This window comes from Glaciihabitans tibetensis (assembly GCF_003003265.1).
Taxonomy (GTDB): Bacteria; Actinomycetota; Actinomycetes; order Actinomycetales; family Microbacteriaceae; genus Glaciihabitans; species Glaciihabitans tibetensis.
The window spans coordinates 181,764-208,559 of the sequence record NZ_PVTL01000002.1 but is presented as its reverse complement, the minus strand read 5'-3'; the positions used below and the strand labels follow the sequence as shown (position 1 = coordinate 208,559).

24 protein-coding genes, 1 tRNA gene, 1 other RNA gene and 1 pseudogene are annotated in these 26,796 nt (G+C 63.7%); 7 read left to right on the top strand and 20 right to left on the bottom strand.

Going from position 1 to position 26,796, the window contains the following annotated elements; translation table 11 throughout:
* Positions 1-85 precede the first annotated feature (85 nt).
* Complete coding sequence (locus B0I08_RS17520) at positions 86-3,817, top strand: fibronectin type III domain-containing protein (RefSeq protein ID WP_219905613.1); 3,732 nt, start codon at positions 86-88, stop codon at positions 3,815-3,817.
* 110 nt (positions 3,818-3,927) lie between these two features.
* On the opposite strand, the gene ssrA is transcribed toward B0I08_RS17520, so the two are convergent.
* Positions 3,928-4,303: a transfer-messenger RNA gene (gene ssrA, locus B0I08_RS04755) on the bottom strand.
* 151 nt (positions 4,304-4,454) lie between these two features.
* On the opposite strand from ssrA, the gene B0I08_RS04750 reads away from it, so the two are divergent.
* Positions 4,455-5,123 carry an SIMPL domain-containing protein gene (locus tag B0I08_RS04750; RefSeq protein ID WP_106210357.1) on the top strand — a complete coding sequence of 223 codons (669 nt, stop codon included), beginning with the start codon at positions 4,455-4,457 and terminating at the stop codon, positions 5,121-5,123.
* On the opposite strand, the gene smpB is transcribed toward B0I08_RS04750, so the two are convergent.
* The 4 genes from smpB to prfB all read right to left on the bottom strand — a co-directional run bounded on the left by smpB (position 5,120) and on the right by prfB (position 8,566).
* Positions 5,120-5,596: an SsrA-binding protein SmpB gene (gene smpB, locus B0I08_RS04745; protein WP_106210355.1), complete on the bottom strand. Its 477-nt coding sequence runs from the start codon at positions 5,594-5,596 to the stop codon at positions 5,120-5,122. The two genes, B0I08_RS04750 and smpB, sit on opposite strands and share 4 nt — an antisense overlap.
* A gap of 70 nt (positions 5,597-5,666) precedes the next feature.
* A complete protein-coding gene (gene ftsX, locus B0I08_RS04740) occupies positions 5,667-6,584 on the bottom strand; it encodes a permease-like cell division protein FtsX (RefSeq protein ID WP_106210353.1) in 918 nt (305 codons plus the stop codon).
* Positions 6,581-7,336, bottom strand: a complete 756-nt coding sequence (ftsE, locus tag B0I08_RS04735) for a cell division ATP-binding protein FtsE (RefSeq protein WP_106210351.1) — start codon at positions 7,334-7,336, stop codon at positions 6,581-6,583. Before ftsE ends, ftsX begins: the two co-directional genes overlap by 4 nt.
* 123 nt (positions 7,337-7,459) lie before the next feature.
* Positions 7,460-8,566: a peptide chain release factor 2 gene (gene prfB, locus B0I08_RS04730; RefSeq protein WP_106210349.1), complete on the bottom strand. Its 1,107-nt coding sequence runs from the start codon at positions 8,564-8,566 to the stop codon at positions 7,460-7,462.
* Between the two features lie 48 nt (positions 8,567-8,614).
* Between prfB and B0I08_RS04725 the strand changes: the two genes are divergently transcribed.
* Positions 8,615-9,880, top strand: coding sequence for an MFS transporter (locus tag B0I08_RS04725; protein ID WP_106210347.1), 1,266 nt, complete (start codon positions 8,615-8,617; stop codon positions 9,878-9,880).
* A gap of 33 nt (positions 9,881-9,913) precedes the next feature.
* On the opposite strand, the gene B0I08_RS04720 is transcribed toward B0I08_RS04725, so the two are convergent.
* From B0I08_RS04720 to B0I08_RS17710, 3 genes are all read right to left on the bottom strand, one after another.
* Positions 9,914-10,471, bottom strand: a complete 558-nt coding sequence (locus tag B0I08_RS04720; protein ID WP_106210345.1) for a TIGR03086 family metal-binding protein — start codon at positions 10,469-10,471, stop codon at positions 9,914-9,916.
* 127 nt (positions 10,472-10,598) lie between these two features.
* The gene (locus B0I08_RS04715) at positions 10,599-10,961 is read right to left on the bottom strand and encodes a DUF805 domain-containing protein (RefSeq protein WP_106210343.1); all 363 of its coding nucleotides are present in this window, start codon (positions 10,959-10,961) and stop codon (positions 10,599-10,601) included.
* Between the two features lie 126 nt (positions 10,962-11,087).
* Entirely contained in the window at positions 11,088-11,237 is a 150-nt protein-coding gene (locus B0I08_RS17710; RefSeq protein WP_181243222.1) for a hypothetical protein, read from the bottom strand.
* 120 nt (positions 11,238-11,357) lie between these two features.
* Between B0I08_RS17710 and B0I08_RS18285 the strand changes: the two genes are divergently transcribed.
* On the top strand, positions 11,358-11,615 hold the full coding sequence (locus B0I08_RS18285; RefSeq protein ID WP_425432985.1) for a P27 family phage terminase small subunit: 258 nt from the start codon (positions 11,358-11,360) through the stop codon (positions 11,613-11,615).
* Here B0I08_RS18285 and B0I08_RS04710 read toward each other — a convergent pair.
* Positions 11,605-11,796: a hypothetical protein gene (locus B0I08_RS04710; RefSeq protein WP_146134317.1), complete on the bottom strand. Its 192-nt coding sequence runs from the start codon at positions 11,794-11,796 to the stop codon at positions 11,605-11,607. The genes B0I08_RS18285 and B0I08_RS04710 overlap by 11 nt on opposite strands.
* Before the next feature lie 122 nt (positions 11,797-11,918).
* Between B0I08_RS04710 and B0I08_RS04705 the strand changes: the two genes are divergently transcribed.
* Positions 11,919-12,683, top strand: a complete 765-nt coding sequence (locus tag B0I08_RS04705) for a hypothetical protein (RefSeq protein ID WP_146134316.1) — start codon at positions 11,919-11,921, stop codon at positions 12,681-12,683.
* A 338-nt stretch (positions 12,684-13,021) separates the two neighbouring features.
* Here the strand turns inward: B0I08_RS04705 and B0I08_RS04700 are convergent, their stop codons facing one another.
* From B0I08_RS04700 to B0I08_RS04655, 10 genes and pseudogenes are all read right to left on the bottom strand, one after another.
* A complete protein-coding gene (locus B0I08_RS04700) occupies positions 13,022-13,939 on the bottom strand; it encodes a hypothetical protein (RefSeq protein ID WP_106210337.1) in 918 nt (305 codons plus the stop codon).
* Between the two features lie 1,276 nt (positions 13,940-15,215).
* Positions 15,216-15,536: a hypothetical protein gene (locus B0I08_RS04695; RefSeq protein WP_106210335.1), complete on the bottom strand. Its 321-nt coding sequence runs from the start codon at positions 15,534-15,536 to the stop codon at positions 15,216-15,218.
* Between the two features lie 595 nt (positions 15,537-16,131).
* A pseudogene (locus B0I08_RS04690) lies at positions 16,132-16,350 on the bottom strand (ATPase, T2SS/T4P/T4SS family); the annotation flags it as partial.
* 59 nt (positions 16,351-16,409) lie between these two features.
* Entirely contained in the window at positions 16,410-16,895 is a 486-nt protein-coding gene (locus B0I08_RS04685; RefSeq protein WP_245884544.1) for a pilus assembly protein TadG-related protein, read from the bottom strand.
* An 8-nt stretch (positions 16,896-16,903) separates the two neighbouring features.
* The gene (locus B0I08_RS04680; RefSeq protein ID WP_245884541.1) at positions 16,904-17,404 is read right to left on the bottom strand and encodes a hypothetical protein; all 501 of its coding nucleotides are present in this window, start codon (positions 17,402-17,404) and stop codon (positions 16,904-16,906) included.
* Positions 17,379-17,789, bottom strand: coding sequence for a TadE/TadG family type IV pilus assembly protein (locus B0I08_RS04675; protein WP_342748154.1), 411 nt, complete (start codon positions 17,787-17,789; stop codon positions 17,379-17,381). Before B0I08_RS04675 ends, B0I08_RS04680 begins: the two co-directional genes overlap by 26 nt.
* A gap of 1 nt (position 17,790) precedes the next feature.
* Positions 17,791-18,006, bottom strand: a complete 216-nt coding sequence (locus tag B0I08_RS04670) for a hypothetical protein (RefSeq protein ID WP_245884538.1) — start codon at positions 18,004-18,006, stop codon at positions 17,791-17,793.
* Between the two features lie 50 nt (positions 18,007-18,056).
* Positions 18,057-18,995, bottom strand: a complete 939-nt coding sequence (locus tag B0I08_RS04665; protein ID WP_106210331.1) for a type II secretion system F family protein — start codon at positions 18,993-18,995, stop codon at positions 18,057-18,059.
* Positions 18,992-19,861 carry a type II secretion system F family protein gene (locus tag B0I08_RS04660; RefSeq protein WP_106210329.1) on the bottom strand — a complete coding sequence of 290 codons (870 nt, stop codon included), beginning with the start codon at positions 19,859-19,861 and terminating at the stop codon, positions 18,992-18,994. Before B0I08_RS04660 ends, B0I08_RS04665 begins: the two co-directional genes overlap by 4 nt.
* Positions 19,861-21,090: a TadA family conjugal transfer-associated ATPase gene (locus B0I08_RS04655; RefSeq protein WP_106210327.1), complete on the bottom strand. Its 1,230-nt coding sequence runs from the start codon at positions 21,088-21,090 to the stop codon at positions 19,861-19,863. Before B0I08_RS04655 ends, B0I08_RS04660 begins: the two co-directional genes overlap by 1 nt.
* A gap of 141 nt (positions 21,091-21,231) precedes the next feature.
* Between B0I08_RS04655 and B0I08_RS04650 the strand changes: the two genes are divergently transcribed.
* A tRNA-Leu gene (locus tag B0I08_RS04650) sits at positions 21,232-21,316 on the top strand.
* A gap of 19 nt (positions 21,317-21,335) precedes the next feature.
* Here the strand turns inward: B0I08_RS04650 and B0I08_RS04645 are convergent.
* Positions 21,336-24,371, bottom strand: a complete 3,036-nt coding sequence (locus B0I08_RS04645) for a carbohydrate-binding protein (protein ID WP_181243220.1) — start codon at positions 24,369-24,371, stop codon at positions 21,336-21,338.
* A gap of 272 nt (positions 24,372-24,643) precedes the next feature.
* On the opposite strand from B0I08_RS04645, the gene B0I08_RS04640 reads away from it, so the two are divergent.
* Positions 24,644-26,776, top strand: coding sequence for a glycoside hydrolase family 36 protein (locus tag B0I08_RS04640; RefSeq protein WP_245884537.1), 2,133 nt, complete (start codon positions 24,644-24,646; stop codon positions 26,774-26,776).
* The last annotated feature ends 20 nt before the right edge of the window (positions 26,777-26,796 follow it).

Here is a 26,796-nt window from a genome sequence, read left to right as displayed (position 1 = left end):
GCCCGCGGTGTTCACGATGCGTCTGTAGACAGGCGAAGGTCCCAGATCGGGGCCGTGCCCACACCCCCGGAAGGCCTCCTCCGTCGTGTCTCCACAGCATCCCGAACCACATCGTGCACGCAGTACAGCCGGGGGTGGCCGCCTGAAACGCGGCGGCCTCACCGTGCTCGCCGCCGCCGCAGCACTGCTCACCCCCTTAGCTTCGGTCGCACCCGCCCAGGCGCTCGCCCCCACACCGATCACGTCGAGCCGGGTAGCAGCCGCTGCCCCCGCACCCGACGATGAGAAGATCGCCGGGTTCACCCTCGCCGTGCTCCCGGACACCCAGTTTTACTCCCGGTACGCCACCACCGAAGAGGGCAAGCAGTTCCAGACCCGCTACGGCACCGAACCGTACACGGCGCAGACCACGTGGCTCGCGCAGAACAAGGACGAACTCGGCATTCCGTTTGTCACCCACCTCGGCGACGTCGTCGACCAGGTGAGCCAACCCAACCAGTGGATCGTCGCGGACGCAGCCATGAAGAAGCTCGAGGTCGGTGGGCTGCCGTACTCGATCCTCGCCGGAAACCACGATGTGTTGAACGGTTGTGAGGGCACCGGCTGTACCGACACCGACCGCAACCTCGGCAACGAGCCCTACCTCAAGACCTTCACCCGGGCGCGGGCTGCTGCGCAGTCCACGTTCGGCGGGCGCGACTCGACCGGGTTCAACGAATACCACATCGTCAAGGAGGGCGGGCAGGAGTACCTGGTGCTTGCGCTCTCCTGGCAGACCTCCGACGCCGGAATGGCGTGGGCGAACAGTGTGCTCGACGCGCACCCGACGATGCCGACCGTGCTCACCTCGCACCAGATCCTCAACATCGCCGGTGATGGAGTAACAGCGATCGACACTCCGTTTGGCCAGAAGCTGTGGGACCGCGTCATCCGGGGCCACAATCAAATCTTTATGACGCTGAACGGTCACCACCACGGCAACGCAAACCGGGTAAAGACCAACGACGCGGGCAGTCCGGTGCTCCAGGTGGTCAACGATTACCAGATGGCGTACCAGGGCGGAAACGGTTACCTCGGGCTCTACGAGTTCGACTTCACCAACAAGCGGATCGTTGCCAACCAGGTGTCGCCGTGGGTTGTCGCCAAACCGAAGAATCTCATCAGTGAGTTCGATCAGGCCGTACTCACGGGCGCGAACGAGCAGTACACGGTGCCGTTCGACCTCACCGCGCGCTTCTCGGCGATTGCCCCCGGTTTCGACCCCGGTCCCGCCGACCACACCTCGTACTCGGCGAAGGCGATCGAGATCCTGCACAAGGACTTCGTCGAACCGACGCGGCCCGTGCGCGAGCCCGCTGCGAACGCGAACGACTACTTCCACGCTGAGAACACCGTGGCGCACTGGCAGTTCCCCGGCGCCGACGGCCAGGTGGTGCCGGTCGGTTCGACCGTCGCTGACCTCACGGGAGCGAACCCGCTGAAGCGCGCACCCCTCATCAACGGAGCGGCTGAGGGAGACGTAAAAATCTCCTCGAGCCACCACTACCTCTCTCCGACCCCCACGAGCATGTGTTTCACGAACACCAACCGCAACACCGGGCGCCACAGCTACCTCGAGACGGCCCTCACCGCCCCACTGAACGACCAACAGTTCGCCGCCGGATACACCATCGAGACGTTCGTAAAGATCGACCCGAGCTGGACCTCGAATGACCACCGGTGGATGACGGCCCTGTCGAGCGGCGGATCCCGCGGTAACGCCGCGGGCGCTGACCCCGAGCTCACCCCGTTCTTTATGGCCGTTTCCAACCTCCGCGAGGTTCAGTCCAGCGCGTGGCCGATCAACTCGACCGCGAAGACCAACTGGTCGGGTGAGGTCATGGCAGACACGTGGGTGCACGTCGCTGCGGTCAACGACCCAAACACGCAGGTCACGACCCTGTACGTCGAGGGCGCGCCCGTTCTGCGGAACATCTCGGCGGCTGTCGGTGTTCGCGCCGTCGTCGACGCCGCGTGGAAACTCGGCGCCGGGTCGGAGTGGGGTGCACCAGACGCGGGATGGTTCGGATGCATCGGCGAAACCCGCGTCGTCGCGCAGCCGCTCGCACCCTCACAATGGCTGACGTCACGCACAGAGACCGCCAGCGCACAGGCCGGCCTCGCCAGCTTCGCCGACACCTTCGAGCGCACCAACGGCGCCCTCGGTTCTTCCTGGACCGCCGCTCGGGGCATCTGGTCGGTTTCCAACGGCACCGCACGCAATCCCGACGCCGCTCCCGGCAACAACCTCGCCGTCGCGAAGACCCGGGAGCTCGGCGACTCGTGGTCCGTCACCAGCACGATGGCGGTGGCGCAGTACGCGAACAACCGTCACTGGATCGGCGTTGCAGGAAACGTTCACGGCGAGGGCAACAGCCTGAGCTACTACACCCTGCGCGTCGCACCCCACGATCAGAACGACCAGGCCGCGCGATGGGCGCTGCTCAAGGTCACCGGGAGCACGACGTTGTCCGTTCTCCAGGGAACGCTGAACTTCGGCGCGACCACCTACGCGGCTGACCGCACCAAACCGGTGACGCTGTCGCTGTCTCGGACGGGCTCCGTGCTGCGGGCGTCTATCAAGGACTCGACGGGGGCGACCGTGATGAAGGCGTCCCAGACGGTGCCGGATGACGCGGCGTTCACGGGCGGGCTTACCGGCCTGTACTCGAACACCGGCGACATCTCGGCGCTCGACTTCGCGATGACCACATCGCGCGAGGCAACCACCCCCGGGGCCGCGACCGCGACCCTTGCCGCAGACGGCCGTGATGCGGTGGTCAGCTGGAAGGCGCCTACCGACGACGGCGGTCTTGCCGTCACCGGATACACCGCACGACTGATGCGCGCGGGCCAGATCGTTGCCGAGCAGACCCTGCCCGGAGACGCGCGCAGTGCCCGGTTCGCCACGCTTCCCGCGGCGACCTACACGGCCATCGTGGTCGCCAGCAACGCATCCGGAATGTCCACGGCTCCGGCCGAGCAGTCCGGCGAGACGAAGGTCGTTGCTGTCGCTCCCGCGGCTCCTGCGGCGCCCGAAACCGCGGGCGGGCCGGGAGCGATGCCGGTGATGTGGAAGCCGGTGAGTGACGACGGCGGAAGCCCCGTCACCAGCTACATCGTCACTCTCCTGCAAAACAGCCAGATCATCGAGAGTCGCGAGGTGAGCGCGCCGGCCCTGGTCACTACGTTCTCCGACCTGCTCCCGGGCTTCTACACGGCGACTGTCGCCGCGCGAACCGCTGCGGGCACCTCGATGCCCTCCGTGGTGTCCAACGAATCGGCGGTCGAGTTTCGCGCTGGCGAGTTCGGCATCGTCGCCATAACGATGGATGGCGCGAATGGAACCCTCGCGCTCGGTGTTCCCTCATCAATGACGGCGCAGATTGGCAATCCAACACTGATCGACAACCAGTCCGTCTCCACCGGCACACTCGGGGGCATCACCGTGTCGGACACCCGTTTCCTCTCGCGGGACGGCTGGACGCTCAACGCCAAAGTCAGCCCGTTCGTCAACGGGGCCGACCCGACGATCATCATTGATGCACGTCAACTCGGCATCGCACCGCGCGTGGTTTCCAGCACCGCGGAACAGGTCGCGGCATCCCCCGCCCAGACCGCGGGTGAGTCGCTCTATCCGGCGATGCTTGCGGGCGCTCCGGCGGGAACCAAACCGGGTGAGAGCGTCATTGATGCGGCGCTGACGTTCGTGTCTCCGACGGACAAGCTGGCGGGTACGTACAAGTCGATGATGTCGCTCACGCTGGTCTCGCGCTAGCGGCCGTGTCAGGCCGCAGCTCGCCTCCGCGCCAGCACACGGCCGACTAAGAAAGGGCCCGGAATCGCATTGATTCCGGGCCCTTTTCAACAGCGTGCGATGGTGACTCATGGTGGAGATGCGGGGAATTGAACCCCGGTCCACTGCTGTAATTCCACGCCTTCTACGGGTGTATCTTGTGCAGACGTTCTACTCGGCTCTGACCTTTGCCACAAGCACCTAGGTCAACGAGCCCAGCCCGAGTTCAAGTCCCGCGTAGCCCTCAGGCGTAACTACGCAGCAATCTCTCTAAATTGCGCCGGCACCCGGGTAGAGAGCATCCCCGGACCGACGGACTTCATTTAGTGCTTTTGCTTATGCAGCAAGAGCGAAGTCAGCGCGGTTAGATTTCGCACTTATTGTTTTCAGAGATCGTTTACGAGATAACCCTGAATCCTCGACCCGCTTCTCGCAGTTTTGCAGGCAATGTCGAAACCGATCATCCCCATGGTTACTTGCGCGCCCGAGGGCGATGCAAGCTGGTCACTATCGCACGCTGTTGAGTTATCAAACTGCACCGTGGTGCAGCCCTCTATTGTAGTTCAGACCGGGGCGCTTTCGCAGTCCCCTGCACACACACCGACACCCGGGAGCTCGCATGACCGAAACGATCATCACCGTGCAGGGAAACTTTTCTGCGCTGTACCCGGCCGAACGGGTGAAGGTGTCGCTGTCCGTGCATCACGAGGCACCCGAACGCGGGCCGGCTTTTTCTGCCGCCGTCGCGTCGGCGCAGGTGGTGCGGGAAAGCATTGAACGGGTGCAGGATGCCTCGGCCGAGGCCATCGCCCGATGGTCAAGCGACAGCGTGCAGGTCTGGACCGAGCGGGTGTGGTCAAATGACGGCCAGCCCGGCGCGCAGGTGTTCCACGCGCGCGTGACCGCAACCGTCACCTTCGGGGACTTCGCCGCCCTCGCTCCGTGGATCGAAGAAGTTGCTGCCGTTGACGGGGTCGCGGTCGACGCACTGGAGTGGGCACTCACCCCGGCCCGGCTCACCGGAGCAACAACGGAGGTGCGCTCGCGCGCCGTCCAGGACGCCGTCACCAAGGCCACCGTCTACGCCCAGGCGCTTGGCCTTGCCACGGTACGCGCAATCGCCGTGGCCGACCCCGGCATGCTCGGAGAGCAGGGCCAGGGCGGCGCCAATCCCGTCGCAAAGTTCAGTCGGGTGGCATCGGTAAGTCAGAGTGAACCGGCGCTGTCGCTTACCCCGGAGCAGATCGAGGTCAGCGCCGAGGTCGACGCCCGCTTCACCGCGGTTTAGTCGCCGAGGTTACGCTGGGCCGACATTGCGCGGTCTGACTCGCGCTTGTCCTGGCGTTCACGCAGCGTCTGGCGCTTGTCGTATTCCTTCTTACCCTTCGCCACCGCGATCTCGACCTTGGCTCGACCGTCGAGGAAGTAGATTTTCAGCGGTACGAGGGTGTAGCCGCCCTCTTTCACCTTCTGGTGAATCTTGAGGATCTGCTGCTTGTGCAGGAGTAGCTTGCGCTTGCGCCGAACGGGGTGGTTGTTCCACGTGCCGGAGTTGTACTCGGGAATGTGCACCGCGTCGAGCCAGGCTTCGCCGTACTCAATGAACGCGTACCCGTCGACGAGCGAGGCTCGTCCGGCCCGCAACGACTTCACCTCGGTGCCCGTGAGCACCAGGCCGGCCTCGTAGGTGTCCTCGATCGAATAGTCATGGCGAGCTTTGCGATTGCTCGCGACGATCTTCTCACCGCGTTCCCTGGCCACGTTTATCTCCAAAATCCGAGCCCGACGCGTGTCGGGCAGCCCACCAGTCTAGTACGGGTGAGCCTGCCCGCTACACCTTGAGGTAGCGACTGATGGCCGCGCCCGCGGATACCGCGGCGAGCAGCGCCCCCAGCACGACCAGCACGGGCACAACGATGATCGCCTCGTCCATCCCCACCAGTGTGGTGGTCGCCCCCAGCGTCGTCCGTAGGTAGCCCGTGATGAAGAAGTGCACAATCGCGACGATGGACGCTCCGGCAAGCACCGATCCGATGAGCGCCGCAAACACTCCCTCGAGGATGAACGGCGTCTGGATAAACCGGTTCGACGCGCCCACCAAGCGCATGATTCCGAGTTCTCGCCGTCGGCTGAAGGCGCTGAGGCGGATGGTGGTGGCGATGAGCAACACCGCCGCGACAAGCATCAGAGCCGCCAACCCAATAGCCGTGTAACTGGCGGAGTTCAACACCGAGAAGATCTGGTCGAGGTAGCCTCGCTGGTCCTGCACGTCCTGCACACCCGCGAAGTTCTGCAGGTTGTCAATCAGGATTTCCGCCTGGTCCGGGTCGACCATGTTCACCCGGAAGCTCTCGTTCAGCATGTCCGCCGTGGTGAACGCCGCCAGCGGGCTGTCGGAGAACTGCTCCTGGAAGTTCGCGAACGCCTGTTCGTGCGTCTCGAACTCGTAGCGCTGGATGTAGGGCGCGAGGCTCGGCGACTCCAGCTGTGCTTCTACCGCGTCGATCTGCTCCGCACTAGCCTCTGCCGAGTCGCAGTTGCCGCCGGTGTCGACATCCGTACACATGTAAACGGCAACCTGGGCCCGGTCGTACCAGTAGCCCTTCATCTCGCTGATCTGCATCTGCAACAGCATCGCCGTGCCGACGAAGGTGAGCGAGATGAAGGTCACGAGGATGACGGAGATCACCATCGAGACATTGCGACGCAGGCCCTGAGCGGCTTCGCTCAGGACAAGACGCAGCCTCACGACGTGGCTCCGGGGAGGCGGAACTGGCCGGTGTTGCCGAACGGAGGAAGGATCGGAAGCGGAATGGACTGGGTCTGGTAGCCACCCTCCCGCTCGTCACGCACAACCTGCCCGCTGATGAGCTCGATCACGCGCCGTTGCATCTGGTCGACAATTCCGACGTCGTGGGTTGCCATGATCACGGTGGTTCCCCCGAGGTTGATGCGTTCCAGAAGACCCATAATCCCAGCGGATGTCGCGGGGTCCAGGTTTCCGGTCGGTTCATCCGCGAGCATAATCGCGGGCTTGTTGACGATCGCTCGGGCAATGGCGACGCGCTGCTGCTCGCCACCGGAGAGCTCGTGCGGGAACCGGCCGGACTTACCCGACAGCCCCACCATCTTCAGCGTGTCCGGCACGGCCTCCTGGATGAACCCGCGGCTCTTGCCAATGACCTGGAGGGTGAAGGCGACGTTGTCGAACACCGTCTTCTGGGGCAGCAGCCGGAAGTCCTGGAACACCACGCCGAGGTTGCGGCGGAAGTACGGAACCTTGCGGCTGGGAAGCGTGTTGAGCTGGTGGCCAAGGACATGAATCTGTCCCTTGGAGGGCTTTTCCTCCTTCAGCACCAGACGGAGAAAACTCGACTTTCCGGACCCGGAGGCGCCGACGAGGAAGACGAACTCCCCCTTGAGAATCTCGAGGCTCACGGAATTGAGCGCCGGGCGTGAATTGCCGGCATACGACTTGGTTACTGCATCGAAGCGAATCATGACAGTTAGAGCCTAGGCATGCAAGGCCCCATTGTCCGAATCGACGCGGCATTCTCATCTGTTGCATAGCAACTCGGTGCGATCTGGTGCATTAGTCGATCGCGCGCTCGGTCGACGACGCGGTTAGTCGATCGCGCGCTTGCGCCAGCGGATGCCGGCGTTGATGAAGCCATCGAGGTCGCCATCGAACACGTTCGACGGGTTGTTCACCTCGTAGTCCGTGCGCAGGTCCTTCACCATCTGGTAGGGCGCGAGAACATAGGACCGCATCTGGTCGCCCCAGCTCGCGGTGATGACACCGGCGAACTCCTTCTTCTGCGCCGCCTCCTGCTCCCGCTGCACGACGAGCAGGCGGGACTGCAGCACCCGCATCGCCGCGGCGCGGTTCTGGATCTGGCTCTTCTCGTTCTGGCAACTGACCACAATGCCGGTGGGGAGGTGGGTGATGCGCACCGCGGAGTCTGTGGTGTTCACTGACTGGCCACCCGGGCCGCTGGAGCGGAAGACATCCACCCGTATATCGTTCTCCGGCACCTCGATGACGTCGGTCTGCTCGATCAGCGGCACCACCTCGACGGCGGCGAAGCTGGTCTGGCGCTTTCCGGCGGAGTTAAAGGGACTCATCCGCACGAGGCGGTGGGTTCCGGCCTCCACACTCAGGGTGCCGAAGGCGTAGGGGGCATCTACCTCGATGGTGGCCGACTTGATGCCGGCCTCTTCTGCGTAGCTCGTGTCGAGCACGGTGGCGGAGTAGTTGTGCTGCTCGGCCCAGCGCAGGTACATGCGCATGAGCATCTCGGAGAAGTCGGACGCGTCTACTCCCCCGGCTCCCGCACGGATGGTGATGACCGCGGAGTGGGCGTCGAACTCGCCGTTGAGCAGGGTCTGCACCTCGAGGTCGCCGAGCACCTTCTGGATGCTGAGCAACTCGGCCTGCGCCTCGGTCGCGGAATCCTGGTCGTCGCCCTCGTTGGCCATCTCGACGAGAACCTCGAGGTCGTCCAGCCGCGCACCGATGCTCGTGAGCTTGGCGAGTTCGGCCTGGCGGTGGCTCAGCTCGCTGGTGACCTTCTGGGCCTTTTCGGTGTCGTCCCACAGGTTCGGTTCACCGGCCTGCGCGCTCAGATCGGCGATGTCGGCCTGCAGCCGCTCCATGTCGACGACCGCGCGGATGTCTCCGAACGTGGATCGCAGGGTCGCAATTTGGTCGGAAATATCAAGGTCGATCATAACGACCCAGCCTACCGCTGCCCCATGGGCGGGTAGCATCGAGCGCAGATGAGTACCCCCGAGCCGCCGTTCCGCTGGCGTTCGATCGCCCTTCCCGCGTTTCTCCCCACGCTGCTCTTCTCCATCGGTGAGGGGGCGATCATCCCGATCATCCCCCTCGTGGCAGACAGCCTCGGTGCGACGATTGCGATCGCGGGCGTCATCGCCGGGGCTCTCACGATCGGCGAACTCTTCGGCAACATCCCGAGCGGCTGGCTGGTGGCCCGCATCGGGGAGCGCGCGGCCATGATCGGGGCGTCAATGCTGTCGATCGTGGGACTGGTCCTCTGCATCGTCGCGCCACACCCGGCACTGCTCGCCGTTGGCGTGGTGCTGATCGGTCTCGCGACGGCGATCTTCGCGCTGGCACGGCATGCGTTTATGACGAGCTTTGTGCCCGTGGCGTACCGGGCGCGGGCACTGTCGACGCTGGGCGGCACCTTTCGCGCGGGTGCCTTCGTTGGCCCGTTCATTGCGGCAGCCCTCATCCACCTCACGGGCACGGCCGCCTCGGCCTTCTTCATCCACATCATCGCGTGCCTGGCCGCCGCGCTCGTGCTGGTTCTGCTGCGGGACCCGACCGAGAGCTTCGGCGCGGCCCGCCGGCTGCGCGCAGGCGACGGAGGGATCGGGCAGCCCGAGACAGCGGGAGCGGCAGCGCGAGTGCGTCCGATCGGGTTGCTGCGCACCGTCGCGGAGAACCGCGAGGTGCTGCTGCGGTTGGGCTCCGGCGCCGCGCTCATTGCGGCGCTGCGGGCGAGTCGTGCGGTGATCCTCCCACTCTGGGCGCTGAGCATCGGCATTCCCGACGCCTCCACCGCCCTCATCATCGGAATCGCCGGAGGCATCGACTTCGCGCTGTTCTACGTGAGCGGCCAGGTAATGGACCGGTTCGGCCGCCTCGCCAGCGCCCTACCCTCGATGGTCGGCCTCGGAGTCGGGCACTTCGTGCTTGCCGTCACCCACGACCTCACCACGGCGGCGACGTGGTTCGTCATCGCGGCGATGGTGCTGTCGGTGGCGAACGGGCTCGGCAGCGGGATCCTGATGACGCTCGGCTCCGACCTCGCCGACCGCTCCAACCCCGCGCCCTTCCTCGGCGCGTGGCGGTTCACGAGCGGCGTGGGCGGAGCGGCAGCCCCGCTCGTGATCGCCGGTGTCACCTTTGTCGGGTCGATCGCCCTCGCCGCCGGGATGATGGGCGTGCTCGGACTGGTCGGTGCGGGAGTGCTCGCCCGCTACATCCCCCGCTTCGCGGCGCGGCCGCGACTCTAGCAGGCGTCGCGCCTCGAGCGGGCGGCCGCGACTCTAGCGGGCGTCGCGCCCGGTCAGAGCCAGCAGGCGCAGCTGCAGCGGGGCGTCTTCGTCGATGGACAGGGGGCTGGCGAACAGGCCACTGGCGGCGAGGGTGTCGCGCTGCGGTTCGAAGATGGTCCACGTGGCTTCGATCAGCTGGTCGTCCAGCTTCTCACTGGCGCCGACTGCGCGCGCGAGGTCCCAGCTGTGGATGGTTACGTCGGACACCTGCTCCCGGAGGTACTCGTCCACGGTGACGGTGTCATAGGACAGCTGAACTGACGCATCGCGCGACGCTCCCGCCCAGGCATCCGTCGCGGCGCTTGAGTATTTTGCCCACTCCGCGGCGAGGTCGTCGCCGAGCGGGTCGATCAGTGTCTGGGCCTCGTCGATGGTCTTGCCCTCGAGAAGATGCGGAACCCACTGCTGTTCGGCGGTGACGTGACGAACCAGGTCGGCGACGTTCCAGTCGGTGTTGGGCGTCGGCGCGCTCCAGTCGGTGACCGCGGCGACCCTGGTCGTGAATTCGCGGTGTGCTTTGTGCTGCAGGCTGATCCAGTCGAAGGGCATAGGACAAACATAGACACAGACGCCGCTGAGTGTGGCCGAATGCGCCGAGGGAGAACACGGGCGAAAAGGTGCCCGCACTCACCTCCGACGTGCGTACCTCACACGTGTGTACCTCGGACCTGTCACCTCAGACGTTATAGGGGTCGTACACCGCCGGGGCGCTGATCCTGGTCGGCTGACACCACAGCACAATGAGAACGATCGCACCGACGATGGGCACGAGACCCCAGAAGAGCATGGGCCAGCCGTAGCCAGCGTCCCGCAGGCGGCGCACCGCAACCGCGAGCGACGGAAGGAAGACCACCAGCGCCCACAGGGTCGCCAGGACCTCGACGGAGCTTTCGGGGTTTATTGCCACATCGATGACGCTCAGCACGAGCGACACGATCGTCGAGAAGAGCGTCCACCACCAATACTCGGAACGAGTCGCGAACCCGCCGAACTGGGCGTAGTTCGAGAAAACGGAAGCGATGGCCTGGCCAAAGTTCATGAGCGAGTTCCTGACGTGAGAGCGCAGACGCAGCGGCCGGCGGCCCTGAGCCGAGCGTATCGGCGACGGCAGTCTCGACCGGCAGTTCCGACTCCCCCAGTAAGTGGGGCGTGGGGTGCGTGTCGGCTACCGCAGCATGACTGCTCGGGCCGTCGAGGTGACCTCCAGCCGGATGCCCGAGGGAACCAGCAGGCTGACCACGGGCGGACGCCAGGAGGCAGACAACTCAACCGACGCGGTAGCGCCCTCCCCGGTGCCTGCATAGACAAGCTCCACCGCATCGAGGGTGCCGGGCGTGTTCGCGGCCAGGTATCGCTCAACTTCCGTTTCTATTGCGGCCGACTGCAGCGAACGCCTCGGCGCCGCCCGCCAGCCGTTTTCGTTCGGGGCACGGGGATGATGCGGCGGCGACCAGCAGCAGCAGCACGAGAGGAGCGCACCGAAAAGACGGTGACGGGGAGCATCGAGCCGGTGCGCAATCCGGCGTTCTCCGTGGTGCGTGGTGCTGTGGAGATAATTCGGAAAATCGGGGCGCAGTTCGGGTTGAGTCCGTCAGCCCGTGCCGGGTGGCGGTTATCCGACCTGAGCCGATCGCGTTGGACGAGTTCATCTGAGACGAACACTCCCAGTTTCGTAACCGGATCTACTTACTGACGACTTCCAGGAGCTGAACTCGCGACGCCTCAATCGAGAACACCTTTTCGGCATGGGCGCCAAATCCTTCGTAGAAGTGAAAGTAGCCGTCGCTGATTTCGTAGCTATTCGCTTCGATGGTGCGGCGGAACGCGTCGCTTGTCGATACGCCTTTGTTGAGCTGATAGGTCTTCGTTGCCATGGCGAACTCCATCTGTTGTTTCCTCACCTTAGCGGGCCCCGTTTGTCGACGACCGCTCCAATCCGACGGTGCGCTAATCGACAGTGAACTTCGCAGGCCTTGAGGATCACTAAGCTCTGCTTGTGAATGAACTCGGGCCGATGATATGGCGTATCTTTCTCGCCATCTTGGCGTTCGGCGTCATAGCCCAGCAAGCGCTGGTGACTTGGGGATCGCTCGACCCTAGCCCTAGCTTTCAGGGGTGGGCTCTCTTCATTGGGGGCCTCCTGGTTCTGATCGAGAGCATTGCCGCGCTCTTCACTTCCGCGAATGCAGCCGCCGAACAAGTGCGTCTCAAGAGCGCGGAGAAGGTCGTTCTCGCATCCCTCAAGACGATCTCCGACTCAACAGGAATCGATCTTCTCTGCCTCGGCGGCAGCGTATTTCTCGCAAAGAAAACGGGCCTTAGACAGCGCGAGTTCTTGCACCGCGAATTGCGCTATCGGCTGTCGGACGTGCCTCAACCGAGTGATGTGGAATGGGTTAAGGGTAAAGGCGTCGTGGGTAGCGCTTGGAAGGACAAGCACACTGTGCACAAGGACCTGTCTGCCATCGCGGACAGGTACGGCGCGTCCGAACTCAACGAAGCGAGCTTTCTGAGACTGCGTGCAGATACGCGTGGGGGCTTTACTCGCGAGGAGTTCCACTCCATCATCGGGAAGTACGCCGAGGTTCTCGCGGTGCTCATTTGGAATTCCGCGCAAACTTCAGTTATCGGCGTGTACGCGATCGACGTCCCGATGACCGCAGTACACGAAAAATCCGGAACGTTGCTCAACGAACACCCCATCCATGAGATAGCGTCGAGTTGTGCATCGCTTCTGGGGGATGTTCTCCAGAAAAAGTGATAGAAATATGAAAATAGAGCATGGGAGTTCAGATGGCTTCTACTAACGAACCACTAAGACTGAACGAGCAGCAGGCCCGCGATCAATTCTTTTCGACGCTTCGATCTTTGCATCCAAGCGAAGATCTCACTCGATCGATAGACCGCGTACAGTCGCGGGGCAAAAAGGTTGAGACGACTAGATCCCTCGGACCAGTCGGGTCCGAAGCAGTTGGTCGAGACACTCCCAAGTAGTTTCCCATAAATACGAGATACGAGCCGACGCGGCCAAGAGTCGCGTCGGCTTTTTCGCGGTCGCATCGCTTCGACTGCATGACCCACCCAGCTCCCGCCCGAGCGTTATTCGTCCATATACTCTGACCCGCCGGAGACGTCTCCCATATCGCCTTCAGCGTCGAACGCGTCCGGTAGGTCGGCCTCCAAAATCAACTCCACGTCATTCAAGGAGAGATGACAGTTCGGACACGTAAACCCATTGGTGCTGACTTCAAGACTTACGCTTGGGCCGCCCCAGGCCTCTCCCCAGGGAGAGACGTCGTCATACTCGACAGACGAGCTAGTTACCTCATCACCAAAAATAACCCCTTCCTCGCCGCACGCGGGGCATGCCGCCTCAGTCTGATGGCTTGCGAAAGGCAGCTGGTAGAGAAGCCAGTCCGCAGCAAACTGCGCGCTTTGAACGCCGCTCTTCTGAATGGCAAGCCGCCTCTTCGCGCTTTGAACCAGCGATTCGAGCCGCCGCTTTCTGTACTCCGCAACGGTCTGAAGGTGAGCGTCAACCTCTGGCACGCGAGCGCGGCCAACGAATTCCTCAACCTCGCGATCAATATGCTCGACGAGAATAACCGCTTGCGCCCAAAACCTCGGCCACCACGCATGTGGCGGGATCGAATCGAATCCAACATTGGCTCCGTGAAGGTATTCATTCCGGCCACTGGCAATGTTCGCGGCTTCTTGGGCATTGAACGGCTTAAATAGGCGCGCACTTCTCGCCCAGACAGCCCTAGCCTGGATGGAAACGAATCTGTCCGCGTTAGGAATCAGACCACTCGCGATTAACACGTTTTCACCATTATCCGAGTGCTGCGCGATGAGAAAAGGTGAGACCTTGGCTAGGGCTGCCTTCGCCAGAAGCTCCAGCGCGCAGGCCGCCCAGAAGGCACTTTCCTCGAATTCCCGATCTTCGTCCAAAGCTCGATTTATGAACATCCGAGCCTTGAGCCAGAGCCCGTCAGGATCGAACGGCTCGCCGATCACGACGTGAGCGCCATGTTGTACGTCAGACGCGAAATTGCGCGAGTTGAAGGGTCCTCGACCACGGCATTCCGAGCGTGAAGCGACTGCCGATTATCGATGAATAGAAGTGTGTTTGGCTCGTTCCATTCATGTACGTGCGCACGCTGACGCTCATCAGCGAAAAATTTCACTGTCAGCTTCGCTTGGGGATCGCCTGGGCTCATGCAGACGGGGTCGAAGCGGAGTCGTCCGACGTCTCGGGCCGAGGCGAGGTAACTGCCTCGACTACCCCTGACGGTGAAGACTCCCTGGTCAACATGACCCGGTATCCAAGGTGCCCGACGACCCTTCCAACACCAGACCACGGTTGGCGTGGCGGAGACCGAGTCTGAGTGCAATATGACCAGGTCTGGGGGTTCCGGGAGATGCGCACCGTCGGTGTGCAACGGCTGGGCTTCAAGTCCGTACACGGCGCTTAGCGAACGCGGCGGTGCTTCAGTAGTAGTGTGCGGAACGAGCACACGATGATGCTTGCCGCCGCTGAGTATTGCCGAACGGAGCCCGCTGAGCGACGCCGCGCGTGAGACCTCCTCTATGGTTCCGCTGGTGGTCGCCCAGCCGGATTGCGAAACTTCCCGTAAAATTACCTCAAGCGTTTTGTGCATATCTCCCCCACCTAGCCGTCTCAGCTTTGCTAATGATTGCATGGACAGAAAAAGATGTTTTTACTCGTGGCTGACAGGGATCGCCATCTTGATCTTGACTTCTGACCGACAGTTCAATCGGGGCTATCACTTCCAGTCGCACTCGGCCAAACTGATATTGATTTCTCCTCAGGTCTCTCGACAGCACGAAAGTAACAGCCGTGGAGCCAATATTTCTACGTTGAGAATCATCGTGGCCTCTTTATCAGCCAAACCTGCAGCTCGCGCTGAGGATGCGGTAGTCGATGCCGGTGAGGAAGCGACAAAGCTAACAATGGAGTGGTTACGTAACCGTCTCCCGGGAGACACCTCCTCGGTTCTTGAACAGCTTGAAGAAGTCCCAGACAGCCCATCGCGCGGAAAGCGATTGCAAGTGTGATCGACGCGCATAATCTTATGAGCGACGACGTGAGTCACTGATCCGTCGTGTGAGCACGCATGTGAATAACTCCATGATGCCGCTCCGTTCCGGTGAGTCTGGGCTGCCATTCGCTTAGAGCGAAAATGACTTCACATTCTGACTCTGCAATCCCCAACCCGAGCTGGCACGCGTCACACCGGTAGGTCACGGAGTGACCCGGACCCTCTGTCACCTAAGAGAGCTGAATTCCCGGCTCCATGGCGTCAAAGAATCCATCACCCGCGTAATTACGATAGTCAATGTAGAAGACGCCTTTCTCGTGCGGGGCGACGTCAGGTTCAAAAATGACGGGCACCCCCGCGCCGAGCAAGACTCCTGTCAACCCGAAGTAGTACCACTCCGGGGCGGTAGCCGTAGCGGCTGCATCTTTGAAGGCCTGCAGCTGATCAAGCGTCACAATGATGGCCTTGTTCGCGTACCAGATCAGAAATGGCACCTCTGCTGCCGTTTTGTACTCAACGGAATTTTTCTCTGTAACTGACTCGATGTCCATTGGTCTCCGTACGTAATTGATGGACCCTCAACCTATCGGGTGATTCCGACATCCCGCGCGCCAGTTCTGTGCGGGCGTTCGCCAATTCTTCGCGGATGGCGTTCCTTAGCTACTGCTCTGAATCAAGCGCGAGACGCTTTCCATGCAAGTGTGCGTCGCGGAGATGTCATCGCGAACTCAAAACTAAAAATGGTGGGCCTCTCAAAAAGAAATCCGTCGAGAAGCCCACCGAATTGGATACTAGTTATCCCATATGGACAACAAATTTTCCATCTGGCTAACTAATCTGGAAAGATAGCGAATGCCAGTCTTTATGCAAGTCATTGGCTATCGCACCATCAATATTGCAAGTACTGCTAGTAATGCGAAGCCGGGTGTAACGAGCACCCGGCTTATCGCATTTTCTACAACAGGCGGCGGCCTTTTCATCTTGGTCATTTTGTCCTCCCTCCTGTGCTAATCGAACTTCTCAACGTTGTCCCTGTGCCTAGTTTCGGGGACACCTCCACTGTACGACGCCTGTCTGACGCCGGGGGCGATTCACGCCGCTGTAGGAGTTGCGTAGCAATAAGGAGGAGTTAGTTAGCTAAGTGCCATTTGCTAATCGTGGGATGCCGCTGTTGAGTGCAATGAGCAGGTCGAGCGCCTCGGCCTCGCGCACCTCGCCCACCACCAGCCGGTCGGGACGCATGCGCAGTGTCTCCTTGATGAGACGGCGCAGCGACACCTCACCAGTGCCCTCGAGACTATCGCCGCGGCACTGCATCGCAACCGCATCCCGCGACGGGACCCCGAGCTCGAAAGTTTCTACAATGGCAGGCTCGGTACGCAGTTCCGACTCCCCCAGTAAGTGGGACGTGGGGTGCGAGTCGGCTACCGCAGCATGACTGCTCGGGCCGTCGAAGTGACCTCCAGCCGGATGCCCGAGGGAACCAGCAGGCTGACCACGGGCGGACGCCAGAAGGCGGACAACTCAACCGACGCGGTAGCGCCATCCCCGGTGCCTGCGTAGACAAGCTCCACCGCATCGAGGGTGCCGGGCGTGTTCGCGGCCAGGTATCGCTCAACTTCCGTTTCTATTGCGGTCGACCGCAGCACGATCTCCGGCCCGTCTGCGGTGAGCGCCACATCGTCGAGCTCGAACGCCTCGGCGCCGACGAGCGCGGCGCCGTCCGCCAGGGTGAACAGCCGTTTGCGTTCGAGATAGAGGGATGATGCGGCGACGACCAGCAGTACCAGCACGAGCGAGAGAGCACCGAAGAAGATGGTGAGGGGCAGCATCGAGCCCCGTTCGTCACCGAAAGAGGGCAGGGTGCGGTAGGTGGTGCCCGGGCGTGCCTGATCCAAGGCGGATGCCACGGCGCCCGTCACCTCTCGACCCAGAATCGCGATACCTGCTGTGTAGCACCTGCCTGGAGAGACACGGACGGCGGCGCGGCGCCCCCGAAGCCCGCGGGCGCCAGCGGCAACGGAACCGCCACGTCGACCACCACGGTGACAAACCCGCGTCGGGTAAGGCACGCCGAGGGTGTGGGCGCGCAACTCACCGACACCGTCGCGGTCGCCCGGTCGACGCCGAAGTCGGCGAGCGCGAAGTCCACTGCCCGTTCGGCCAGGCGCTCGGCTTCCGCCTCCGATTCCGCCCGGACGTACACGCGTGCCGCCTGCCGTGCCGCGCCCTCTGCAGCGAACGCGCCCGCCTGCATCGCCGAGACGCTCAGGATCAGGTAGACGAGCGGGAGTAACAGGATCAGGCCCGCGGTGATGAACTCGAGCGAGGCCGAGCCACGTTCGTCGCTCCGCAGGCGGCCATCTCTCACCCGCCCGAGGAGCGGACGGCGGTCAGTCGACCAACTCGAGGGGTGCATGTCCCGCCACCTCCAGCGCATCGCTGAATCCCAGTAGTCCCAGAACGGGTAGGGGAGCCGTGACGGTGACGGTGACCGCCGGGTACCCGAGGTAGTCGTCGTTCGCAGCCGCGACCTCCCGCGCGTATGAGGGACCGATTGCGGCGGTGATGAGATCGCGCGTGCGCTGCTCCCCCGCTTCGAGGTCACCTCCGGCTAGGTCGCCGCCCGCCAGGGAGGCGTAGCGCGCACCTTCGGCGGCGGCATCGATGACGGTGTTGCGCACGTGCAGGGCCAGGCCCAGCTGGATGACGGATAGCGTCAGCACGGTGAGCAGGCCGGCCACCATGCTGAACTCCGCAACCGCGGAACCGGCGTCCTCGCGCCAGAGCCGCCGGATGTCCACCCTAGAAGCTACTGACGCGCTCAATGGCTTGCTCGAACACACCGCTGAGCGCCGGCCCGGCGAGCCCCCAGATGACGACGACGAGTCCCGCCGTCATCAGAGTGATCAGCACCCAGCCGGGTACGTCCCCGCGATCGGTGGGCGCGGCGCGGCCACTCAGATCGGCATGGTCCGCTGCGACGATGCGAAGTGAGATCTTCTGAGCTGGTTCATTCATGGGTGAGCCTTTCGGGCTGGTGGTCGATCGAGGTGAGGTGGATGTCGGCGTCACAAGCCCACCTGCAAAACGAAAATGGCGGGGAAGACGGCAAACAGAATGGTCAGCGGCAGAATCAGAAACACGAGTGGCACCAGCATCGCCACTTCCTTCTTGCCCGCCGATTCGAGGAGGTTCCTGCGGGACTCGACGCGGGAGTCCTGCGCCTGCGCACGCAGCACGTCCGAGAGCGGGGTGCCGCGTTCGAGGGCGCCCACCAGCTGCTCGGTGGCTCGCGTGAGCGCCGGGATCTCGAGCGTCCGGGCCAGAGCCGTGAGCGTTTCGGCCAGCGGCAAGCCCGAGGCGACCGCGGTCGTCACCGTCGCAAGCTCGGATGCCAACTCCCCGCGGGAGATCCGCGATACCCGCCGCAGAGCATCCAGAATTCCCTCTCCCGCAGACAGGCTCAGCGTGAGAAACTCCAGCACGGTGGGCAGTTCCGCTGCCATTCGTTGTCCTCGAGCGGATGCCTGCCGCTGCAGCACGGCGTCGCGCCCGAGAAACCCGCCGGCAGCAGCCAGCAGCACCAGCGCCACATGAGCCGCGGCCGGGATCGGGCGCGCCCACTGGACGGCGGCCGCGGCGAGCACCCCGAGGCATCCCGCAATCGCCGCCCACACCAATTGCCGCGCACGGAATGCTTCTACGGTGAGCGGCAGTGCGGCCTGGCGTAATCGTCGCTCCGTGACATCCACTCCCCCAACAACGAGGTCGAGCAGCCGTCGCGTGCGGCCCAGCATTGGGCCGAGGAGCATTCCGAAGACCGGAAGCGGATTGACGGGACGGCGGTCGAGGATGTCGCGGGCATCGCTCGACAGGTCGACCACGTACGGCGCCACACGCAACGCCAGCGTGGGGCGGCTGAGCCGGGGAACCATGCTCACCAGAAACCAGAGGCCGACGCCCAGCGCGAGTCCGCAGAGCACAGCGAAGAAGGTGAGGGAGCTCATTCGAACCACCGCTTTTCCTCGGGGAGGCGTCCGATGGCGCGCATGAGCCAGTAGGCGGCCGCCGATAACCCGGCCCCGCCGCAGATCAGGAGGGAACCCCCCACCGAGTTGTAGGCGGAGGCGGCTTCGGGGCGCGAGGCGAGGAGTACCAGAATGATCCACGGGGCGGCGACACCGAGGCGGGCGGCATTGACCGTCCACGACTGCCGGGCCTCCACTTCGGCGCGGATCGCGGCGTCTTGACGGAGGTACACCGCGAGGTTGCGCAACACGGTTGGGAGCTCGTGCCCGCCGACCTCCCGGGACATGCGGAGCGTCTCGATGATCCGGTCGGCGACGGGGTCGACCAGTCGGGCCTTGAGCCGGTCGAGGGCGGCGGAGAAATTGCCGGTTGTGCGGTAGCTCAGTTCGAAATCGGCGAAGGCTGCGCGGGTGACGGGCGGGCCCGAGTGGGCGAGGGTGACCACGCTGTCGGGCAGGGCGAGGCCCGATCGCACCGCAGACAGCAGGTGGTCGACCACATCCGGCCAGACGACCCGGGTCGCGCGTCGAAAGGTGCGCGCCCGCGTGATGATCACCACCGTCGGCGCGACCAACCCCGCGGTCCCAGCCGCGAGCGCGAGAGCCACAACCGGCACGGCGGCGCTCGTTACCGCGGCGGTTGCGGCCCCAAGGATGACGGACACCGCCGCGACCACCGCCACCGGCACGCGCCGGAGGCCTGCCTGCACGAGCACCTCCTCCGCGCGGGACGACCACCGGGGCCGGCGGCAGGGAGAGCGCGATGTGGCGCCGTGCGGCCAGAGGAGCGGCGCGGCGACGAGCAGCACTCCCGCGCCAAGGAGGAGTCCGAGGGTGAGTGCCATCACCGCGCTCCCGCCAGGACCGAGGCCGGATCGAACCCGTGGGTGTGAAACTTGGACAGCTTGGTCGGGTATCCCCCGGTGGGCTGGAGCACTCCGCCGCGCGTCGCGAAGATCGAACTGGTCTCGATCGTGGCGCCGTTCACCTGACCGCTCGGCGCGATGATCTCCACGACCCGGCGCTTGCCGCTGCGCCCCAGCTCGCAGTGCACCACGAGATCGACGCAGCCGGCGACAGTCGGCAGCACGAACGACGAATCGATGTTTTTGCCCGCGAGCAGCGGCAGCGTGCAGAGCTTCGAGAGCGCCTCCCGCGGCCCGTTGGCGTGGATGGAGCACATCCCGGGGATGCCGCTATTGAGTGCAATGAGCAGGTCGAGCGCCTCGGCCTCGCGCACCTCGCCCACCACCAGCCGGTCGGGACGCATCCGCAACGCCTCCTTGATGAGTCGGCGCAGCGACACCTCACCGGTGCCCTCGAGGCTCTCGCCGCGGCACTGCATCGCCACCGCATCCCGCGACGGGACGCTGAGCTCGAACGTTTCTTCCACCGTGACCACCCGGTCGGTCGCGCGCGCGACGGACAGCAGCGCCCCGAGCATGGTGGTCTTGCCGCTCTGGGTCGCCCCGGACACCAGAATGTTCTGCCCGCTCAGCACGCACATGCGGAGAAACTCGGCCGCACGGTGCGGCACGGAGTCCAGTTCGACGAGGTGTTGGAGCGTGCGGATGCGACGGCTGAACTTGCGGATGTTGACAGCGAAGTGCGCGCGGGTGATGTCGGGAATGACGACGTGCAGGCGGGAACCGTCCGGCAGGGAGGCGTCAACGAAGGGCGAGCTCAGATCAACCCGGCGACCGGAGGACTGCAGCATCCGCTCGACTAAATCGCGAACCTGGCCCTCGGTCAGTGTGAGATCCAGCAACTCAGCGACGCCGTGGCGGGCGACAAACACCCGGCTGGGCTCATTGATCCAGATCTCCTCGATCTCAGGGTCGTCGAGGTAGGGCTGCAACACCCCGAAGCCGGTGAGCGTCGCCAGCACCTCGTTGGTGGCGCTGGCCTCGTCGGCCAGGAGCGGAAGCGAGCCGCCGAGAGCCCGCTCGCTGTAGAGCTTCACTTCGTCGCGCACGTAGCGGTCGGCGAGGTGGCGATTCAGCGACAGGTCGACGCCGTCACGCTGCACGCGCTCCCGTACGCGGTCGGTGATGATCGAGATCGCGCGGCTCATGGAGACAGTGTCACCGAAATGGGCGCGCCGGAAAAAAGTTATCCACAGCCGTCGTCACAGCCGCCACCAACCGACATCAGCGGCTGCCGCCCTCACCGTAGGACGGCAGCCGCTGCTCGCCCGGCTACACTTGAGTCGCTCGCGGGAGTGGTGAAATTGGTATACACGCAGGTTTTAGGTACCTGTGCCGAAAGGCGTGAGGGTTCAAGTCCCTTCTTCCGCACCAGGCGTGTTCTGGCAACTGGTCAATCACAGCTGATCGCCGCGTAGGGCGCCCGGTAGGTGCTGTAGGAGCCGGAACCCTTGATCCAGGTGTAGCCCGCAACCGTCGCGGTTCCTGCGTCAATCGACGTGGCGCCCGTGGCAAATAGGTTGTACGCCGCAGAACCCGGCGTGATTCCGGTGAACTTCTTGTCACCGAATCCGGTGGTCAGCCTGATGTCCGCCTTGGCGGTCGCCGTGTTCAGCGCATACACCGCGACCGAGACCGCGCCGTTGATGCATTGAGACTTCGCGTTGACAGCCAGCGGCACCGTCGACAGCGGTGCCGTGGGGCCGGTGGCAACCGTTGTGGGTGTTCCCAGAACCACGGGAGCGATCGTCACCCTGTCGATGTTCGGTGTGTACGCGGTTGTGTTGCCGAACACCAGCGGATCGGTGGCGGTGGTGAGTGTCACGGGGATGGTGCGTTCCCAGAAGCTATTCCACGAGTAGGTGTACCGGAAGTAGGCGCTTCCCGCGCTGCCCGCAACACCCCCTTCGCTCACGGCGCCTTCACTCACATCGATGCGGCGATCGACAACCTGGGGGTTGTAGTCGTGTGCCCCGCTGAGCTCCGCGTTCGAGTATGCGACGGTCACGTTGTATGCACCCGCTGTGTTGATGCCCGCTGCGCGCTCGATTTCGAGGGTGTTGGCTGCGCCGTTTCCTACGTAGCCGACGTAGCGCCCACCAGAAACGTTGGTTCCGGTGCTGCTCCCGATGCTGGCGACGGCGGCGGCCCCGCGCAGTGTCGCGTTCTCCGCCTCGACCGTGACCGCGGCAGTGTCAGCGGACGCAATCCGGGTCGTCGTGACCTGCTTGATCAGCGCACCCTTTTTCGACCGCAGCTCTATCTCATTGATGCCCTGGGTGAGGTGGAGCCGTGCGGTGGACCTCCAGCCATTGCCGCCAGAGGCCTCAAGGGTGGTGACGTCGCGACCATTCACACTGACGGTGATGGTGGACGCCTTGCTGGTGCGGTAATCGACGGCGACATCGTAATACCCGCTCTGCCACGCGTCCGCGTAGACGTCGATTCTCTGATCGGAGCCACGCACACTGCCGTACCCGCGAGCGCCCTCCGTGTCGAAGTCGACCGCGGCCCCGCCGTAGTATCGGAGAGTTGAGGCCGGGTAGGTTGTGGGTTCGCCGTCGGTGATGTCGGTAAGCACAAACTTGTCGAGGGTGATGTCCGAGTTGGGCAGAACCTGCGTGCCATTTTCGCTTGCGCGCAGCGACAGTAGATGCTCGCCGGCTGTCAGGTTCACCGACACCTCAGAGCTGCCGCGGTACTGCCATTTTTGGGTTGCGGTCAACGCAAGATCGGCGGTGTACTGCACGGTCTGGTTGTGGGCTCCGTCGACAAACAACGCATGCCGTCCCGGAACGCCGGGGGTCGCCCCGATGACTTGGAACCGGTAGGTACCGTCCCGCGGAACGGTCACCGTCCAGTCGGCCTTCGAGCTTGCCCGGTTGAACGAGCCAACGTCGCGGCCATGCGACGCGAGGAATTTCCAGCCTCCGCCACTCAACGGATCCTGCGTGTCGGCGGTCGCCGACGTAAGCGCGGTGTCTTCGGCCTCGATACTCGCCGACCAGACCGGATCGGCCACAACGGCGCGATCCAGTTGTGGGGTGATGATGACCTGGTAGGCCGCGTACCTGTCGTAGCTTGGCACGGAGATGTTGAGGGTTCCGTTGGACAGTGCGACGTCGTCGAGGGCGAGCACCACCCGGGGTGTGCCCTGGAGTCCTTCAGCACCCGACAGGGTCGCCTCGCGAACCTCGACATCAACCATGTCACCGAATACTGCGGTGTCGATTCCGGACAGATCCAGCCCAACGCTCGATTCGTCTGTGCCGCCGTAGAGCACGGTCGCACGTTTGTTGATGGTGTCTACCGCGGCTATGCCCTGCAGGGTGTCGGCGACGTTGAGCTGCGGCGGGGTGACCGCGACGGTTTCGCTGCCTTCCAAATCCCCGTACCACTTAAACATCCACCAGCCTCCGTTGGCTGAGTTTGTGCGCGCGCTGTTGTCGGAGAGGTTGCCGGCGTAATTCCAGTAGGCCGTCTGCGCGTCTACCTTCTCATCCTCAAACATGGCCAACCACTGAATCAGCTGACCGGGTGTTCCCATGTCGCGGAGCATGCCGAATTCCGTGATGTTCACCGCAATCGGGTCGATCCCCCTCGCCGTTTCGAGGCCGCGGTAGTCGTCGAGGTGCGAGCGGAACGTCGCGAGGTTGTCGATGCCAAGTTCGTGCCAGATCATGATGTCCGGCAGCGTCCCGGTGGACTGGGCGAAGGTGAGGATGTCGCCTGTGCGGGCCGAGCGGTACGCGGCATCCCCCGGTCCTCCAATTCGCGCATGCCCAAGGCCATGCCGCTCGTAGACCTCTTGGATGGTGGTGTACACCGCCTCCCAGTCGGCGAGGAAAGTGTTTTTCATCGTCGCCCAGTTGGCATACCAGTTGCCGGCATCCGGTTCGTTAAAAGGAATGTGCACGTAGTCGGCCGGGCTGCTCGATGATGTCGCGACCGCCTCAGTGACAAACTCGACCACCTCAAGGTAGTCCCACGTTCCATTCGGCTGCGACGTGTAGGTGCCATCAGCCTGGTTGTAGGTGCGGGTGTCGCCCGGACGAACACCGCCGTTGTATGCCCAGTCGGGATAGTAGTCCTGCGTGTAGATGTACATGTCTTCGCCGTGTTTGTCGAAGAACCCATCTTCGACCTTCAGGGAATCGCCGCTGGGATGCTGTGTGCCGTACGGCGCCTTCTGCGACGTATTTGTGATGTGTGCTCCGTTAATCACCGCCTGGGTGGGAGCACCCTCGTCTCCGAACCCGTACAGGGTGCCGGTGGCCCCACCCCGGAAGTCGCCGGTGGGCGCAGAGAAATCGACCTGCAGCACGTCGCCCTGCGGTTCTGCTGCCGTTGCTGCGAGAGGCACGAATAGTCCTCCGGCTGCCAGGGCGGCGGTTGCCACCCAGGCGATTGTTTTCGGGGCGTTCTTCATCGAATGCTCTCCTTACGATCTGCGCGACAGACCGGGCGGCCTCATCGCGTACCCAACACGGCCATCAGCGATGGTGCGTCGCTGAGGACGATAGCGATATCAGGGTTCTTTCACAAGGAAATCCTGAAATCGTTATCAGTAAAGCAAAAGAGAGACGATGGAATTCTGATAGCGATTTCAGTTTCCTCTTGCGGAATTGTGAAATCGGTATCAGAATGGGCCCGTCACCGCAGACGCGGAGGCTTTGCACCCAGCTCCGTAAGGAAAAGTTTGTGACACAACAGTTGGTATGGGGCAGCGACGCGATGCGACTGACGTTCGAGTGGGACGCGGGTTCATCGCCCCGGCTTGCGGCGGCGGCGACCACAACGACCCGGCTGAGCTCCACCCACTCCGTACCGTTTTTTGAGATCATCACGGCCGGCGCCGGGCATCGCCCCGCGTCATCGCGGCTGTCACACACCCGGATTGGCCTCGACCTGCGCTACGTCTCCCACACCGAATGGACCGACGGCGAGGCATTATTTCTCGACATCGTCACCCGGGCGGAGGCAATCGGGCTCGAAGCGGTTGCCCACCTGCGGTCCATCGCCGGCATCAGCGCCGTGCAGAGCACAGTCACGGTGCGCAACGTCTCCGCCCACAACCAGGTGCTCAGGTCGGTCGCATCCTGGAGCGCCGACATCGCAGGACCGGCGTCGATCGCCGGATGGAGCCTCGTGCGCGGCACAAACGACTGGCTCGGCGAAGGCCGATTCACCACAACACCGCTGCGGGACGGTGTGCTCCCCGAACTCCGCACCGACCTGACCGGACACGATCCGCGTGGATCCGTCACCGGGACCTCCCACGGTAGCTGGTCCACGGGCACCGACCTTCCCGTCGCCGCGCTCACATCGGAGGCGGCCGCGTGGGCCTGGCAGATTGAGCACAACGGCGCGTGGCGGTGGGAGGTCGGCGAGGAAATCGACGGGGGCTCCTTCACCTTGTCCGGTCCGACCGACGACGATCACGCCTGGGCGAAGGTGCTCCACCCCGGCGAATACTTCACAACCGTGCCCGTCGGCGTGGCGCTCGGTAAAGACTTCGACTCTGCTGTGGGCGCGCTGACACTTCATCGGCGTGCGAACCGCCGCGTTCATCCCGACAACACGGCGATGCCCGTGGTGTTCAACGACTACATGAACACCCTCAATGGCGATCCCACCACCGAGAAGTTGCTGCCCCTCGTCGACGCGGCCGCACGGGTGGGCGCCGAGGTGTTCTGCATCGATGCCGGGTGGTACGACAACAGCGCGATCGCCGGAGCATGGTGGAGTAGCGTCGGCGAGTGGCAGCCGTCCACGGTTCGCTTTCCCGGCGGGCTCGGCGAGGTCATCGATCGCATCCGCGACCGCGGTATGGTTGCGGGGCTCTGGCTGGAGCCCGAAGTGATCGGTGTGAACAGCCCGATCGCAGCCCGCCTCCCCGAGGAGGCGTTCCTGCAACGGTTCGGCCAGCGGATAGAGGAGCACGAGCGCTTCCACCTCGACTTTCGGCACCCCGCAGTCACCGACTACCTTGACTTCGTTGTTGACGGCTTAATCACCGACTTCGGCGTCGGATTCTTTAAGTTCGACTACAACATCAACGCCGGCACGGGCACCGACGTGGCCGCCGATACCCCGGGAGACGGGCTGCTGCAGCACAACCGGGCTCACCTGGCGTGGCTCGATCGCCTTCTCGACCGCCACCCCAACCTCGTTATCGAGAACTGCTCGTCCGGGGCGATGCGGATGGACTTTGCGATGCTGTCGCGACTGCAGATGCAGTCAACGTCTGACCAGCAGGACTTCCTCCGGTATCCGCCCATCGCGGCCGCGGCTCCGCTGTCGATGCTTCCGGAGCAGGCCGCAAACTGGGCCTACCCGCAGCCAGGCATGAATGACGAGGAGATCGCGTTCTGCCTTGTCTCCGGGTTGCTTGGGCGGTTCTATCTTTCCGGCTACCTGAACATGATGACCGATGCGCAGCGTGCACTGGTAGAGGAAGCCGTCACCGTCGCGAAGCAGATACGGGGCGATTTGGTGCAGAGCCGTGCGGTATGGCCACTCGGGCTCCCCCAGTGGACTGACCCGCAGGTCGCGCTCGGACTGCACTGCGGAAGGGCGACGTATGTTTCGGTTTGGAACAAAACGGGAGCCGCCGACATCCACCTGCAGCTGTCTGAATTCACCGGCATCGAACTCGACGTGCGCACGATCTTTCCCGCCGACCTTCCCGAGTGGCCATCTCAGTGGGACAGGTCAACCGGGATCCTCACCGTCCAGCCGACCGGCACATCGCCAGCCGCCCGCACGTTCCGGCTCGTCCCCACTGCATCTGGCGAAACGGAAATTTCCCCGCACCACCGTCTGGTTCACTAGGCCCGACGCACCCACACAGA

Coding starts and splice junctions, on each gene's coding strand:
- B0I08_RS04750 (WP_106210357.1), top strand. CDS start 4,455: ATGACCGAAACGATCATCACCGTGCAGGGAAACTTTTCTGCGCTGTAC.
- ftsE (WP_106210351.1), bottom strand. CDS start 7,336: ATGATTCGCTTCGATGCAGTAACCAAGTCGTATGCCGGCAATTCACGC.
- prfB (WP_106210349.1), bottom strand. CDS start 8,566: ATGATCGACCTTGATATTTCCGACCAAATTGCGACCCTGCGATCCACG.
- B0I08_RS04725 (WP_106210347.1), top strand. CDS start 8,615: ATGAGTACCCCCGAGCCGCCGTTCCGCTGGCGTTCGATCGCCCTTCCC.
- B0I08_RS04720 (WP_106210345.1), bottom strand. CDS start 10,471: ATGCCCTTCGACTGGATCAGCCTGCAGCACAAAGCACACCGCGAATTC.
- B0I08_RS04715 (WP_106210343.1), bottom strand. CDS start 10,961: ATGAACTTTGGCCAGGCCATCGCTTCCGTTTTCTCGAACTACGCCCAG.
- B0I08_RS18285 (WP_425432985.1), top strand. CDS start 11,358: ATGATGCGGCGGCGACCAGCAGCAGCAGCACGAGAGGAGCGCACCGAA.
- B0I08_RS04710 (WP_146134317.1), bottom strand. CDS start 11,796: ATGGCAACGAAGACCTATCAGCTCAACAAAGGCGTATCGACAAGCGAC.
- B0I08_RS04695 (WP_106210335.1), bottom strand. CDS start 15,536: ATGGACATCGAGTCAGTTACAGAGAAAAATTCCGTTGAGTACAAAACG.
- B0I08_RS04680 (WP_245884541.1), bottom strand. CDS start 17,404: ATGCACCCCTCGAGTTGGTCGACTGACCGCCGTCCGCTCCTCGGGCGG.
- B0I08_RS04670 (WP_245884538.1), bottom strand. CDS start 18,006: ATGAATGAACCAGCTCAGAAGATCTCACTTCGCATCGTCGCAGCGGAC.
- B0I08_RS04665 (WP_106210331.1), bottom strand. CDS start 18,995: ATGAGCTCCCTCACCTTCTTCGCTGTGCTCTGCGGACTCGCGCTGGGC.
- B0I08_RS04660 (WP_106210329.1), bottom strand. CDS start 19,861: ATGGCACTCACCCTCGGACTCCTCCTTGGCGCGGGAGTGCTGCTCGTC.
- B0I08_RS04655 (WP_106210327.1), bottom strand. CDS start 21,090: ATGAGCCGCGCGATCTCGATCATCACCGACCGCGTACGGGAGCGCGTG.
- B0I08_RS04645 (WP_181243220.1), bottom strand. CDS start 24,371: ATGAAGAACGCCCCGAAAACAATCGCCTGGGTGGCAACCGCCGCCCTG.